12 protein-coding genes and 1 pseudogene are annotated in these 13,669 nt (G+C 45.8%); 6 read left to right on the forward strand and 7 right to left on the reverse strand.

What is annotated here, in order from left to right; all coding sequences use genetic code 11:
- Positions 1 to 368 precede the first annotated feature (368 nt).
- Positions 369 to 2,078 (reverse strand): response regulator, encoded by a 1,710-nt coding sequence (locus UNITIG_RS03390; protein ID WP_101757096.1) that lies wholly within the window; start codon positions 2,076 to 2,078, stop codon positions 369 to 371.
- Positions 2,078 to 3,208, reverse strand: coding sequence for a 7TM diverse intracellular signaling domain-containing protein (locus UNITIG_RS03395; RefSeq protein ID WP_159931070.1), 1,131 nt, complete (start codon positions 3,206 to 3,208; stop codon positions 2,078 to 2,080). Before UNITIG_RS03395 ends, UNITIG_RS03390 begins: the two co-directional genes overlap by 1 nt.
- Before the next feature lie 247 nt (positions 3,209 to 3,455).
- Between UNITIG_RS03395 and UNITIG_RS03400 the strand changes: the two genes are divergently transcribed.
- Positions 3,456 to 4,091, forward strand: coding sequence for a glutathione S-transferase family protein (locus UNITIG_RS03400; RefSeq protein WP_101757098.1), 636 nt, complete (start codon positions 3,456 to 3,458; stop codon positions 4,089 to 4,091).
- A 60-nt stretch (positions 4,092 to 4,151) separates the two neighbouring features.
- On the opposite strand, the gene UNITIG_RS03405 is transcribed toward UNITIG_RS03400, so the two are convergent.
- The gene (locus UNITIG_RS03405; RefSeq protein ID WP_101757099.1) at positions 4,152 to 5,393 is read right to left on the reverse strand and encodes a VCBS repeat-containing protein; all 1,242 of its coding nucleotides are present in this window, start codon (positions 5,391 to 5,393) and stop codon (positions 4,152 to 4,154) included.
- Between the two features lie 835 nt (positions 5,394 to 6,228).
- On the opposite strand from UNITIG_RS03405, the gene UNITIG_RS03415 reads away from it, so the two are divergent.
- The 4 genes and pseudogenes from UNITIG_RS03415 to UNITIG_RS03430 all read left to right on the forward strand — a co-directional run bounded on the left by UNITIG_RS03415 (position 6,229) and on the right by UNITIG_RS03430 (position 10,010).
- Positions 6,229 to 7,866: a UbiD family decarboxylase gene (locus tag UNITIG_RS03415; RefSeq protein WP_101757101.1), complete on the forward strand. Its 1,638-nt coding sequence runs from the start codon at positions 6,229 to 6,231 to the stop codon at positions 7,864 to 7,866.
- 247 nt (positions 7,867 to 8,113) lie between these two features.
- A pseudogene (locus UNITIG_RS03420) lies at positions 8,114 to 8,736 on the forward strand (dUTP diphosphatase).
- 5 nt (positions 8,737 to 8,741) lie between these two features.
- Positions 8,742 to 9,620: a hypothetical protein gene (locus UNITIG_RS03425; protein ID WP_101757102.1), complete on the forward strand. Its 879-nt coding sequence runs from the start codon at positions 8,742 to 8,744 to the stop codon at positions 9,618 to 9,620.
- A gap of 30 nt (positions 9,621 to 9,650) precedes the next feature.
- Positions 9,651 to 10,010: a hypothetical protein gene (locus tag UNITIG_RS03430; RefSeq protein WP_101757103.1), complete on the forward strand. Its 360-nt coding sequence runs from the start codon at positions 9,651 to 9,653 to the stop codon at positions 10,008 to 10,010.
- A gap of 29 nt (positions 10,011 to 10,039) precedes the next feature.
- Here UNITIG_RS03430 and UNITIG_RS25420 read toward each other — a convergent pair whose 3' ends face one another.
- The 3 genes from UNITIG_RS25420 to trmA are packed head-to-tail and all read right to left on the reverse strand — an operon-like array spanning position 10,040 to position 11,468.
- Complete coding sequence (locus tag UNITIG_RS25420; RefSeq protein WP_369809132.1) at positions 10,040 to 10,204, reverse strand: 4a-hydroxytetrahydrobiopterin dehydratase; 165 nt, start codon at positions 10,202 to 10,204, stop codon at positions 10,040 to 10,042.
- Positions 10,179 to 10,337 carry a hypothetical protein gene (locus UNITIG_RS25425; RefSeq protein ID WP_369809133.1) on the reverse strand — a complete coding sequence of 53 codons (159 nt, stop codon included), beginning with the start codon at positions 10,335 to 10,337 and terminating at the stop codon, positions 10,179 to 10,181. Before UNITIG_RS25425 ends, UNITIG_RS25420 begins: the two co-directional genes overlap by 26 nt.
- Positions 10,338 to 10,379: 42 nt before the next feature.
- On the reverse strand, positions 10,380 to 11,468 hold the full coding sequence (trmA, locus tag UNITIG_RS03440) for a tRNA (uridine(54)-C5)-methyltransferase TrmA (RefSeq protein ID WP_101757104.1): 1,089 nt from the start codon (positions 11,466 to 11,468) through the stop codon (positions 10,380 to 10,382).
- 151 nt (positions 11,469 to 11,619) lie between these two features.
- Here trmA and galE point away from each other — a divergent pair, with 151 nt between their 5' ends.
- A complete protein-coding gene (galE, locus tag UNITIG_RS03445; protein WP_101757105.1) occupies positions 11,620 to 12,639 on the forward strand; it encodes a UDP-glucose 4-epimerase GalE in 1,020 nt (339 codons plus the stop codon).
- Here galE and UNITIG_RS03450 read toward each other — a convergent pair whose 3' ends face one another.
- On the reverse strand, positions 12,640 to 13,662 hold the full coding sequence (locus tag UNITIG_RS03450) for a glycosyl transferase family protein (protein ID WP_101757106.1): 1,023 nt from the start codon (positions 13,660 to 13,662) through the stop codon (positions 12,640 to 12,642).
- Positions 13,663 to 13,669 lie beyond the last annotated feature (7 nt).

A 13,669-nucleotide genomic window follows, 5' to 3' on the forward strand; every position in this document is an offset into this window, starting at 1 on the left:
GACCTTTGCTCTTGCTTTTGCAGGTCATGAGTCACTAACTTTTTTCACTATGTTATGCACATTAGCTCTCATTCCCCTGTTTTTGAGGTCAAAAACTTGTCACCGTACCTGTATATCCATACAAAAAAAGTAAGTCATTGATTTTTAAGGAGAAAATATGCTGGTTATAATTTGTACAAATGGTAATAAGTCACGAACTGACAGGCGCTAGGCGTCGATATAATCAACTTATCCCCTAACTTATCCACAGAATCTGTGGATAAATTCATATAAACATCATAATAGCTTAATAATAGACTAATACACTGCTCTGTTGCCGTTGGGCTGGCATTTGCTTGTAGTGACTATTTTCTGTTTTGTCGAAAAATTTAGCGACTCAATTGTTTATTAATCAAATCCAGCAAGTCATTGAGCCCTATCGGTTTGGTCAGATACTCATCCATCCCTGCTTGCAGTGCTCGATCTTTATAATCACTGCGGGCATGCGCACTGAGCGCGGCAATCACTACCGGCTTGGCGCCGGATTGCTGTTCCTTGGCGCGAATCTGATGACTGGCTTCATAGCCATCCATCTCCGGCATTTCGCAATCCATCAGGATGAGGTCATAGCGTGTTTGCTCAAAGGCTGCTAATGCTTGCAGGCCATTGGCGGCGAGGTCAGGAGTGATGTTGAGCTGTTTTAGCAGTCCCAGGATAACCAGCTGATTTACTTGGTTGTCCTCAACCACTAACACTCGCAGGTGTTGTTGATCATTGCTTAATGTCGCTTGTTGTTCCGCGCTATGCTGAGGGCTGGTCAGTGAACGTACTAAGGCATCATGAAGTAAGGCATGGGTAATCGGTTTCTCCAGCAAAATTTTGATATCGTAATCCGCTAAAATATTTTTGCGGGCCAATGTTCGATTAGCTGCCATTATAATAAAGACGGTAGCAGGAGAGTGCAGCTGTAAATATTCGCTGATTTTTAAGCTGTTGCTGTCTAATAAATGATATTCGGCGAGGACAATGTCAAAGTTGTATTGATCAATGCAGCGTCTAGCTTGATCCACGCTACAGCAAGCAATGACCACGAGATTCCAGCTTTCTAATAAACGACTGATGATGTCGGCTGAGACTGGGTTGGGGTCTACCAGTAGCAGCCGCTTGCCATTGATTGCTGCTGATTTTTTACGCAGCAGTGTTTTATCAATGTCTTTATCGAGCAATAAGCGGGCAGTAAACCAAAAGGTGGAACCGACGCCGGCTTCGCTAATCACGCCAATGCTGCCGTCCATCAGTTCAGCTAATTGCTTGCTGATTGATAAGCCGAGTCCGCTGCCGCCATAACGGCCATAGGTGCTGTCGTCAGCATGTTGAAAGGGGCTAAACAGTCGTTGCTGTTCTTCATTGGTGAGACCAATGCCACTGTCTCTAACAGCAAATTTTAGTTCAATACCATTTATGGATGACTTCTGGGTGGTGCTGACACTCAACAAAATATCGCCCTGGTCGGTAAATTTAAACGCGTTACTTAAAAAATTCAGAATGATTTGTCGCAACTTGGTTGCATCGCCGCGAAGTACCGGTGGTATATCCGGGTCCAGATCGGCAATGAGATTCAGGTTTTTTTCCAACGCTCGTAGCGAAAAGGTAGAGATACAATCGTCTAACAATGTTTCGAGATTAAAGCTGGCGATTTCCAGCGACATTTCACCGGCCTCGAATTTAGCAAAATCCTGTAAGTCGTTAATGATGGCCAGCAGGGACTGGCTTGAACGCTCAATAGTGTTTAAGTAGAGTGTTTGTTGTTCGTCCAGATGGGTCGATTTCATGAGTTCAGTCATGCCTAGCACGCCATTCATTGGGGTGCGAATTTCATGACTCATAGTGGCGAGGAAATTGCTTTTTGAGCGGCTTTCTCGTCGCGCTTGATTTGCCGATTGTTCAAGATTTATGCGTTCAGCTCGGTTTTTAACTAGCTCGGCTTTGGCCTTTAGTTTTTCTTCATTGGCTTTGGCCATACCGAGGTTGGCGTCATTGTTTTCTTTTTGCAGTTGGTTAATACGGTCAGCCAGTGCTAGCGAGAAAAAAACCAGCATCAACGTAGTACCAATAGCGGGTAGACTTTCTGATATCCACTAATGGATAAAATCCCCAAAGTGGTCATATTGCTGGCGATCAAGGTAAAGACCTGAATCATCATCGCAATAATAAAGTGGCCTGCTGAAATTACTCCAGCGCGGCGTACGATAATGCCGGCTGCTAACGCTGCGGCAAATAATAAGCTCATGCTTGCCAGCCCAATAAATATCAATGGCAGGTAACCGGTAGTGAGGACGCCAAATGCTATCAATGACGATAGGATCGCCAGGCTGCGAATCCCAAGTAGTAGTCGTGGTGCATATTTTTTTAAATTCAGAAAATGAATAGAGAATTGAGCGAACATATTGAAATTGACGATGTACATAAACGCGTAGATCGCCAATTTCTCCCAGTTTGAGTCGGTGACGAGGTATTGATAGGCATGCCCCTGATCGGCAGCGATCAAGTAGGTTGCGCTGCTAACGTAAAGTACATAATAAAAGTAACTTCGCTGTCGGCAGGCGAAGAACAGAAATAGATTGTATAGCGTCATCACAATCAGGCAGCCATAGAGCAGCCCGTAAAATAGTTGTCGGTGTTGGTCTCGATCGATAAATAGCTGTGGCTGCCAAATCGTCGCTTTAAATTGAAATAAGGGTTCACTGTCGATACGCCATATCAATGTGATGCTGCTATGCGGAGTGAGGCTAATCGGGTTGATTAAAGTTCGGTGCGGAATGGGGCGATTAGTAAAAGCATCATCCAGGCCAGCGTTGGCGTAGAGGGTTTCAATCTCATTATCCTTAATAAGGTATAGGTCAGCCACCTTGATTGACGGGTATTCCGTCTGCAGAACCAAATCAATAGTTTGCTCACTATCGTTGCGCAATTGACCCTTAAACCAATAGAGCCCCGGCGCCATGATCAATGCGCCAGCGCGCTGGGTACCTGCTTGCCAGTTCAGTGATTCGCTATCACTACCTACCAGTTGGCTGAGATCCAGCGTCTGTTGCTGATCATGCAAGTAGCTCAGCTGCTCATCCAGAACTAATTTGCCCAGCTCCGGGTTAATAACAATATCCTTCGCAGCACATTCCAGGGCAAGTAGTAACCCAAGTAGGGTGCATAGATAGTTAAGAGTTCGCATAGAATTAGCTGCTAAAACCATAGTTATGATGACCGCCGCTTCGCGGCACTGTAACATCAAATATAGGCAGTAACTATTTAACTCGCAGTAACACCTGGTCTGCCTTTATTCATTTAGCGTTTACATCAATAAGGTTATCATGGGTGAAAGGCGCAAGGTTTAGCGCTTATATCAACCACAGACTCAGTATACAGATAGCTATCGGAGTCTTTCGCCATTTCACCGCAGACAGCATAGGGCAATAAACATGGTTACTATTTATCACCTTGGGGTTTCACAATCAGACCGTGTGGTATGGCTGATGGAAGAGCTAAACGCACCCTATACCATTGAGTGGTATGACCGCGGCAGTGATGGTTTGGCCCCGGCTGAATATCGCGCGCTGCACCCGGCTGGTACCGCTCCGATTATTAAGGATGGTGATGTGGTGCTGGCAGAGTCGGCGGCCATCGTTGAATATCTGAGTCAGCGTTATGGTAATGGGCAATTAAGTGTAGCACCGGACCAAGCTAACTATCCCGACTATTTGTACTGGATGCAATTTAGTAATAATGCGCTCACCCTGTTTTTTATTCACTTGACGGTAGGTGTTTTCCCCGTCGAGCAGCAAGCAGCCGCTAATGTCGATTTTTTAACCCGCCGTGAGGAAGCTTACTATCAGCATTTGAACCAGCGTCTTGGAGAGGTCGATTTTTTGGCGGGCGATACATTAACCTGTGCGGATATTTTAGCGGTGTTCAATTTAACTACGTTGCCATTGGCCGGGGCGCGAAAGGTAGATGACCTGCCCAACGTCGTTGCTTATTTAGAACGTATCCAGCAACGGCCTGCCTATAGTAAAGCAATGTCGATTGCCGGGCCGGGGGCCCAAAAGCCGCTTTGATTGGCAGTTTAGCGCATGCTTACTAAGCCTTATCCTGTTTACGCATGGCCTCGTTTTTCCTCAAGGTGTTGCGTCTATTACAGCGTCTATTACAGGACAGGCATAGATTTGTTCACTGCCACAGGTTACTGGTTGCTTATTGCCTTGAGGTTCAAAGCTGAGGACATGTATTTGCTGTGCTTCGAATACCGGCAAGTAAATTTCAGCATAGGCTGAAGAATCATCACTGCTATACCCTATGGTGGGTGAACCAACCGTGGAGATGGTGATACCTGCCGGGTCGCTGAGAAAACGTTGGCTAGTTCTTTCACCATAATGATCATTGATATCAAATACCACATCTGAATAGTATTCCCAGTTATTGGGATCGTCAGGTTTCTTCGCACGCAATACCCAGGCCTTTCCCGCTTCGTCGCCGCCAACCAAAATGCTGGGTTTGGTGCTGCCTTGCATCGATTTCATGGCATGAAACTGATGTGCTGGTCCAGGTGCTAATCGCCCTGGTGCTGACAAAGGGTAGGTTGATGGCTGTGGGCGAATATTGTCTTTAATAATATGCACCGGCCATGGTTGATAGATATTGCCATCCCCGGGAAGCTCTAATACATATACCCGCCCTGGAATATTGCTCTGGGTTTTTGCTGTGCAGTTATCGGGTTGATGATTACTGGCGAGTATATCCACACGGCCATCGTTGTTGACATCGCCCACTTCGATGTCGAAAGGTTGTCCTTGATTGTCACTAATCACCGCCATCCTGGGTAATGTTCCCGTAAGGGCGTTTACCTTTGACCAGGTACTGCCATCCGGTGCGCCAAACACACTGATTTTTTCTGCGAAGAAATTGGTGGTAATGAGCTCCGGGCTACCATCATTGTCGAGATCAGCCATATCGATATGAACATCGGGCCCCTTAAATTGAGCAGCGGGACCACCGTATAAAATGGTTTCTTGCCAAGGTGTTGCAGGATTTAAATCTGGGCCCGGGTTTTTAAACCAGACTAATTCGCCAAAGGGAGGATGGAAACCTTTACCGACACGAAAACCCGAACGCGCAGTGATAATGTCTTTGTAGCCGTCGTTGTCTACATCGTAATAACGTACTTCGTGATACCAACGGGGACTATTGTTGGGATCCATGGGGCGGGTAAATTTTCCGGTTTGTTGGCTTTGATGAATGACATATTCAGTTTTAGAGGGGGCATCAAGATTGATTACTGACAGTCGTCCCGCCTCCCGCGCATTTAAAAAACCTTGTGGCAGTATTGCCGCAGTAAATGGAAAAATACCTTCTTCAACCAAGCTGGCACCATTGGGCCAAATGGTTTTGCCAAATGCCTTGCTGGCTCGCCCCAGCTGGAGGTCAGTGATGATTTCAATATCTTTGGCGGGATCAAAGTTTGCAAAGTCTATGCTGTGGATGTCAGCAATGATCCCGACTTTATCACGGTCTCTGTAAATGCCCGTAAACAGTTTGCTAACAGGATCTTTTTCAACATTGTAGTAACTTGGAATAAACAGCGCGTCCTCACCTCGATAGCGCTCGATAGAAATTTGGGTCGGATTAAAATCCAGTGACAGAATTCCTTTGGGGTAGGGGCTATGCAGTGCTGGGGAGTATTATGGCTTATCATCGTGTGCTGGCAACCTGCCATCAGCAGTAGTGATATTAAAAGAACAGTTAGGCACTGTTGCTGGTACTTGTTTTTCAGGTACATATCGAGTCGCTCTTAAAGCACAGATTGATGGTTTTTGTACGCAGGATCGGATGGACATATTTAATTGCCCTGAAAATTATAAGCATTATTCCGTTCTGAAAAAAAGCGATAAAAAATATTTATCCATTAAGAAGTGTAAAGTTGGTAGTTTTAGTTTTCCTATGGTGACTGTTTGGCATATATCTTTCATCTTAATAAATCTTAATTGCCATTCGTCTTCATCTCGCGATTTAATAGTGTGTTTAACATGAAACACTATTTTTATACGAGGGTAATTTACCCTTGGGTAGCGTGGCTTGGTTGGCTCAGGGGTAAAAAAATTTCCTGTGTCGATGCGCGCAATGTTACCGATTGGGTTGATTGCTTCAGCGAAATAAAAAATATTTCCATTGATCAGCAACAGTAATTGTGGGGTGAGTATGCGTGATGAATTAAGTAAACAGCTTGAAGAGCTGGTGTCCAGGCGACGTTTTTTGGCTGCAAGCGGTGTTGCCGCAGCCTCAATGAGCTTGGCAGCAATGCCAAACTCAGCCCATGCAATGTCTGGTAAACCCCGGACTACAGGTTCGAATAATCAAGCGCCCTTTGAGAGCTTGCGCGACTATTTAGCCGCGATGGAGGATCACGGTTTATTGGTGCGCTTTGATAAAATAGATCAGGATGCTTACGAAGGTACAGCCATTATGTATTACCTGGCGGATACATTTGGTGCTTATGGTGCGCCGGTAGTGTTATTCGAAAATGTTAAACAGGATGGACGTTGGATTAAAGGGCCAATCATAGCCAACAATCAAAGTCACTATCATCAGGAAGCGCTGATGTGGGGTTTAGAGATAGACCCTATTGTGCCAGAGAACTCTTATCGCGCCGGCTTGAAATATATGATGTCCATGCTTGAGGCCAATGGTGGCGATTACCCGCAGATACCGCCAGTACAGGTTGCTCGGGAACAGGCTCCCTGTAAAGAAATTACGCTTACAGGCGATGAAATAGATATTACTAATTTTGCTTTTATACAGGGCAACCCCGGTGATGCTGGCCGCTATATAAATACTGCTTCGTGTTTCACCTATGACCCAGAATGGCAGCAAAATTTTGGAACCTATCGCTGCCAAATCATCAGTGCTCGAAAAATTATTTTAAATTCTGAACCCAATCAAACGGCAAACAGAATGATTCTTCGTGCGATTAAACGCGGCGAAACAATGATGCCGGTGGCCTTCGTGTTGGGTCAGGATCCTGTAACCTGGATGGTGAGTGGCTCTCGTGTTCCTTTGACGTTTAAAAAGCCCATTGATGAGCTGGCTTATGTCGGTGGTATGCGGGGTAAAGCACTAGAGGTTGTTAAATGTGACGATAGCAGTTTGATCGTGCCAGCTCATTCAGAATTAGTGATAGAAGGGGTTATCGATTTAATCAATACCGAGCCTGAAGGTCCGTATCATGAAACCTATGGCTATCTGGGCGACCGTAATGAGGCACGTTTTGCCGTCAGGATTAATAAAATTACCCATCGAAAAAATCCTATATTGATGAATAGCTTTACTAGCATTGGCGGAGGTTTTGTTAAGGCGCCGATGGATGCATACAACGTCAGTTCCTGGCAAAAAAAGTACCCGCAAATAACCGGCATCTTTTATCACGACGATACCAAAGGCGTGTATTTCGTCAGTATCAAAAAAGACAAACCGGGGTTGGGTAAGGAAATAGCGAATGCCATTAGCAAGCGCTCTTTTATTGCCAAGGTGGTGGTAGTGGTCGATGATGATCTGGATATTATGAATCAGGCCGAGATGTGGTTGGCACTAGGGTCCCGCTGGCAGCCTGCGGCAGCGAGTGATATTACTGAGTCAGCGAAAGCCTCCTTTTTTGAGCCTAGCGCTGTTGACGGAAGAACCAGTAAAATTGCCATAGATGCTACGATCCAGTGGCCAGAAGAGGGAGGTCCCAAAGATTTTCCGGCCTTGAACCGTAACTTATTTGAAGCCAAGGCTCCTGATGCGGTAAAGAAGGCGGTGATTAAATGGGCAGATAAAATCCAGCGCAAACCATTCTAGGTTTTTGCTAGCAGGGATCATGCCCTGATGGTTCTATTTTTCAGCTACTTCATCCAGTTGGGGTTTGGCTAGCTTGTCTTTGCGGCCAAGCCCCTGCTTTGGCTGAGGTTTAAGCTTCAATCCCACGGTATTAATATAGCGTCTGGCTGTTTATAATCGACGGCTGAATACGATATAGCTCCTGCCTTATCTGGCCATGGAGATATTTATTGTCGTAATACGTTATAACCACCCCAGGGGAGCCTAAATGAAACAAGCTTTTGCCACCATGTTAGCCATGCAAGATAAGATGAACCAGAAAGTGCATGCCGACTGGATCGCTCAACAGTTTGAGTGGTATCGGGCAATCTGGATTGAGTGTGGTGAGTTGGTCGAGCATTACGGCTACAAGTGGTGGAAGAAACAAACCCGGATATGGATCAGGTCAAACTGGAAGCTATTGATATATGGCACTTCGGGATGAGTGCCTTGTTTGCCGAAGGCCAAAGTCAGGATGCTATCGCTGAGGCGATGGAGCAGCAATTAGCGGGATATCAATACAGTGGCATTGAAGTGCGTGAGGCAACTGAAGCACTGGCGCAGCACAGTCTGGCCACCCGCAGTTTTTCAGTGGCGCTGTTTTGGGATTTGATGAATGCAGTCGGTTTAAGTTTTGAGGATTTGTATCGGCAATATGTCGGTAAAAATGTGCTGAATTTTTTCCGTCAGGATAATGGTTATAAGGAGGGTAGTTACGTCAAACAGTGGCAGGGACGTGAAGATAATGAGCATCTTGTCGAAATCCTCTCCGAGTTAGATAGTCAGGCAGCTAATTTTAGTGAGCAAGTGTATCAGGCGTTGGCGGCCCGCTATCAACAGGCGACTGCGTAATTGTAATGTCTGATACCCCAGCCAATTCACCGCAAAAAATTTCCACCAGTGCTTTGGCTAAAGCGCTGGAAGTCAGTTCGCAACAATTATTTTCTACCTTTAAAGATTACGGTTGGATTCGTAAGTTGGAAGAGGGTTGGGCGCTGACCACCAAGGGTGAATTCGAAGGTGGGGAATATGTTCACAGTAAACGTTATGGTCGTTATATCGTTTGGCCTGACGATGTGTTGTCGCACCCGTTGTTGCAGGCGCTGGAAGATAATCGGCATATTTCAGCCAGCGCTTTGGGTAAAACCGTTGGTATTAATGCCCGAGAAGTAAACCGTATTTTGGCCGAGCTTGGTTGGATAAAACACGGTTTACAAGGCTGGGAGTTAACAGAGCTTGGTGATCAGCAAGGCGGTGTGCAACTGGAAAATGAAAACAGCGGTACTTTCTATGTGGTGTGGCCACAAGCAGTCGAACAACATGCGCTACTGAAAACACAGCTGGCATTTTGCGCAGAAATTTTTTCCCCGGAGTCATCTGGCGATGATTTATTCGCTGATCAAAGTCAGTATCAATCCCTCGATGGACATCAACATAGCAGTAAAGCCGAGCTGCAAATTTGCCATTGGTTATATATGGCCGGGATCGCACACGCCTGCCAACGGCGATTGCCAGTCGCTGAAGAACTGATCGCCGATTTTTATTTACCCGCTTATCAGCTTTATATTGAATGCTGGGATGATGGTAAAAGCGCTGGCTTGGCACAGCGTATGAAACGCAAGGACTGGTATGCTAAATCCGGTGTGGCGGTGATCGATATTGAAAAAGATGATTTGCTGCAACTGGATGAAGTGTTGACCCGTCAATGCCGAAAGCATGGAGTGCGTGTGTATTAATGCTCGATCGTATCTAGGGTTATAGTGACAGTGACGAAAAAAATCAGCCTGTTGTTGTTTTGTTTATTTTTACTGGCCACGCTAGTTTTTTTCTTGCAGCCAAAAACATTTACCTTGGTAGTGAAGAATAACAGTCCACACATGGTTGAAAAAGTTGCAGTCTTTGGTTCGGCCCTGGAACTGGATGGCTGGTTGGTAAATCTTGAACCGGGTTCCCAGCAGGCCTTATCCATGACAATAGCGAGGCAGGGTGGTTTGAAGTACGAGGTACATCAAGGCATGACGCGGGTAGATAGTGTTATTAGTCGTGACGTTGCAACACTGACTGCATTTAAGCAACAGCTAGTCATTGAGTCGGACAATCGATTTTTACTTAGCCCGCTGCCATAATCTGCACCGAAGTTATTAGCATCTTCTCTTTAGTTTTGACCGATGAGTTTTTCTATTGCTGCCAGCAATTCAAAATCTTTGTCACTAACGCCACCAGCATCATGGGTAGTCAGATAAATATCCACGGTGCGGTAGACATTGGCCCATTCAGGGTGGTGATTTAGTTTTTCAGCGATGATTGCAATTTGAGTCATAAAACCGAAGGCATGGACGAAAATCTTCGAACATCAAACGACGATAAAGCTTGTTTTCTTTCAACTCCCATTGCGGTGTTTGCTGTAGGCGTTGAATAATCGCTTCATCACTGAGTGCGCTGGTCGTGCTCATACTGTTTTCCTCGTGGTGGTTGGCTGCGAGTGATTGGGTATTTTATCGTTTTTTTAATAAGACGCCGCTTTCAATATGGTCGGTATAAGGGAATTGGTCAAAGATCGCCATTTTTTCTATGCTGTGGGTGTTATATAAAGTGCTGAGATTATGGTGCAGGGTATCAGGGTTGCAGGAAATATAAATAATATTATCAAAGCGACTAATGAGTTGCTCTGTCGCAGGGTCTAAGCCGGCACGTGGTGGGTCCACTAAAACAGTGGAAAATTGATATTCATTCAGGTCAACCTCTTTCAACCGTCGAAATTCGCGGGTGCCATTAAGAGCGGCGGAAAAGTCTTCACTCGACATGCGAATAACAGTGACGTTGTCGACCTGATTGATCGTAAAGTTATGGTGCGCCGATTTAACTGACGTCTTTGAAATTTCCGTAGCCAGTACGCGGTTAAAGTTTTGTGCTAACACCACTGTGAAGTTGCCATTACCACAGTAAAGTTCAACTAAATCGCCACCAAGATTGGCTGAATGTTGTAGCGCCCATTGCAACATTTTCTGATTCACAGAAGCATTGGGTTGCGTGAAACTGTTTTCCACCTGTTGAAAGTGGTATTGCTTGTTGGCGACAGTGAGTGTTTCGGTTACGTAATCCTGGTCAAGTACCAGGCGCTGCTTTTTACTGCGTCCAATAATACGGATAGATAATTGTTGTTGCAGTTGTTTGGCCAGTAGCTGCCAGTCTTCATTGAGCGGTTTGTGATAAATAAGGCTGACTAAAGCTTCGCCGCTTAATGTGGTTAAAAATTCAACCTGAAACAGTTTGCGTCGTAGTAGCTCGGAGGATTTAACCGCCGTAATGATCTCTGCCATTAAATGGTTGATTCGGGTTGCACCAATAGGGAATTCATTAATGCGCACCGGTTGTTTCGGTTGCTCGCGATTAAACATAACATAATAAGAGTCATCGTTATCGTGCCAAATTTTAAATTCGGCACGTACCCGAAAATGCAGTGCCGGTGACTCAAACACGTCCAGCGCTGGTGGATTAAATTCAGCGAATTGCTGGCTGATACGTTGTGTCTTGCTGGCTAACAGTGCTTGATAGTTTTCAGGTTTGACGTTGCTTAAAGGCATAGGCTGGTTGGTAGAGATGATTGTGGAAGTCGATGGCAGAAGTGGTGCATTATAGTGAATTTATCCCACGCTTGCTTGATGAAATTCCCCTTGTGATTGACTACACTTTGCTGGCTATAGAATAAATAAACCTGATAAACGGATTGTGTTGATGAAAGTATTGGTAACCGGCGGAGCGGGGTATATTGGCAGTCATACCTGTGTGGAGCTACTGAATAGTGGCCACGAGGTAATTGTTGTAGATAATTTATCCAATAGTCACCCGGAATCATTAGCCAGAGTTAAAGAAATTACGGGGCGAAACGTTGATTTTTATCAAGTGGATATTTGCGATAAGCAGGCCTTGACCAAGGTTTTTGCTGCAAACCAAGTGGAAGCTGTGATTCATTTTGCCGGTTTGAAGGCGGTGGGTGAGTCGGTCGCGAAGCCTTCTCTGTATTACCATAATAATGTCTATGGCACGCTGGTACTGACCGATGTGATGGCTGAGCACGGTGTGTTCAATATTGTGTTTAGTTCTTCGGCCACTGTTTACGGTGACCCAGCCTCGGTGCCGATTACAGAAGATTTTCCTTTATCAGCAACCAACCCCTATGGCCGCTCCAAATTAATGATTGAAGAAATATTACGGGATTTGGCCGTGGCAGATGAGCGCTGGAATCCGATTCTGCTGCGTTATTTTAACCCAGTCGGTGCGCACAGAAGTGGGCGTATTGGTGAAGACCCCAATGGTATCCCTAATAATTTGATGCCATTTATTACTCAGGTAGCGATCGGTAAGCGCGAGCAATTATCCGTATTCGGCAGTGATTATGCGACTGTAGACGGTACCGGGGTGCGCGATTATATTCACGTCGTTGATTTGGCTTTGGGGCATTTAAAAGCGCTGGAGAAATTAGCTGACAATCCCGGTGCGGTGGCTTATAACCTTGGTACCGGCAGTGGCTATTCAGTACTGCAGATGGTTGCTGCTTTTGAGCAGGCATCCGGAAAAAAGATTGCTTATCAATTAGTAGACCGTCGACCTGGTGATGTTGCCAGTTGTTACGCTGACCCGGCGTTTGCTGCCAAGGAATTAAATTGGGTTGCGGCTCGAGGCATTGCAGAAATGACCGCTGACAGCTGGCGCTGGCAAAGTCAAAATCCGAATGGCTATAGCGCTGACAGTTAATTAAAGCCGGCCAGGATTTCGGTCTTGCCAGTATTGCCGTGCTAAATTCAGGCAGTCTTTTTGCGTGTTGGCTTTGCCGAGTAGTTTTAAGGCGATCGCAGTGGTACCTATAATTGCCTGTTCGGCATAGTCATTTTGTTGCTTGCCACGCCAGACGGCTTTTAGTTCACGCAAATCCAGTTGTTCGGGTTGTGCTTGCCTGCCTTCAATCAGCTTCGGCCATATTTCTTCCTGTGCCTGGCCGTTAATTACCATCTTAACAATGCAGCTGGCTTCAGGTTTACGCTCTAATTCACCGCCTTCTCCTTTAAATACCGCAGCATTGGTTTGCCCTAACTTGATCGCGGCTTGTTGGTGGCTGTCGGCATAGGCAGGGTGGAAAATACTTTGCATACTGTAGTCAGCGGCCAATGGATTAATTAATCGCGATAGCGTATGTACGGGTGAACGCAGGCCTAAATAATTCCGGAAATCGATAATGCGTTTAAGCTCCGGGCACAGGTAATCCAGTGGCATAAAGCTGAAGCATTGTTGGTCGAGCTGAGTAGCAACTTGCTGCCAGTCTGTTGCTGTGTTGACCCCAAGTTCGGGTAGTACCTGTTCGGTGTAAAGTCGACCAATGGTATGGCCGCTGGCACCATGCATAAAAATACGAATACCTTGATCAGCTAATAAGAAACAGCTTAATAAGTACCAGGGCAGCTGCCGCTTTTTGCCGGCGTAGCTAGACCAATCCAGATTGACTGCAATCTGATCTGGGGCGGCGATATTATCGCGTACTGCACGGACAAATCCGGTAAGTTCATCGGGGCTTTCTTCTTTGACCCGCAACAGCATTAAAAAAGCGCCGAGCTGAATATCCTCTACTTGTTGTTGCAGAATCATACTCATCGCGTCATAGGCTTCCAGCTCTGTGAGTGAGCGCGAACCGGTTTTGCCTTTGCCAAGTATGCGTACGTATTGCGCAAACGGATGCTCGTTGTCTTTGAGTTGGCCAAGTTTTTTACGATAGGTTTCTGACATAGGGGGA

Origin of the sequence: Oceanicoccus sp. KOV_DT_Chl (genome assembly GCF_900120175.1) — a bacterium.
Taxonomy (GTDB): domain Bacteria; phylum Pseudomonadota; class Gammaproteobacteria; order Pseudomonadales; family Dasaniaceae; genus Oceanicoccus.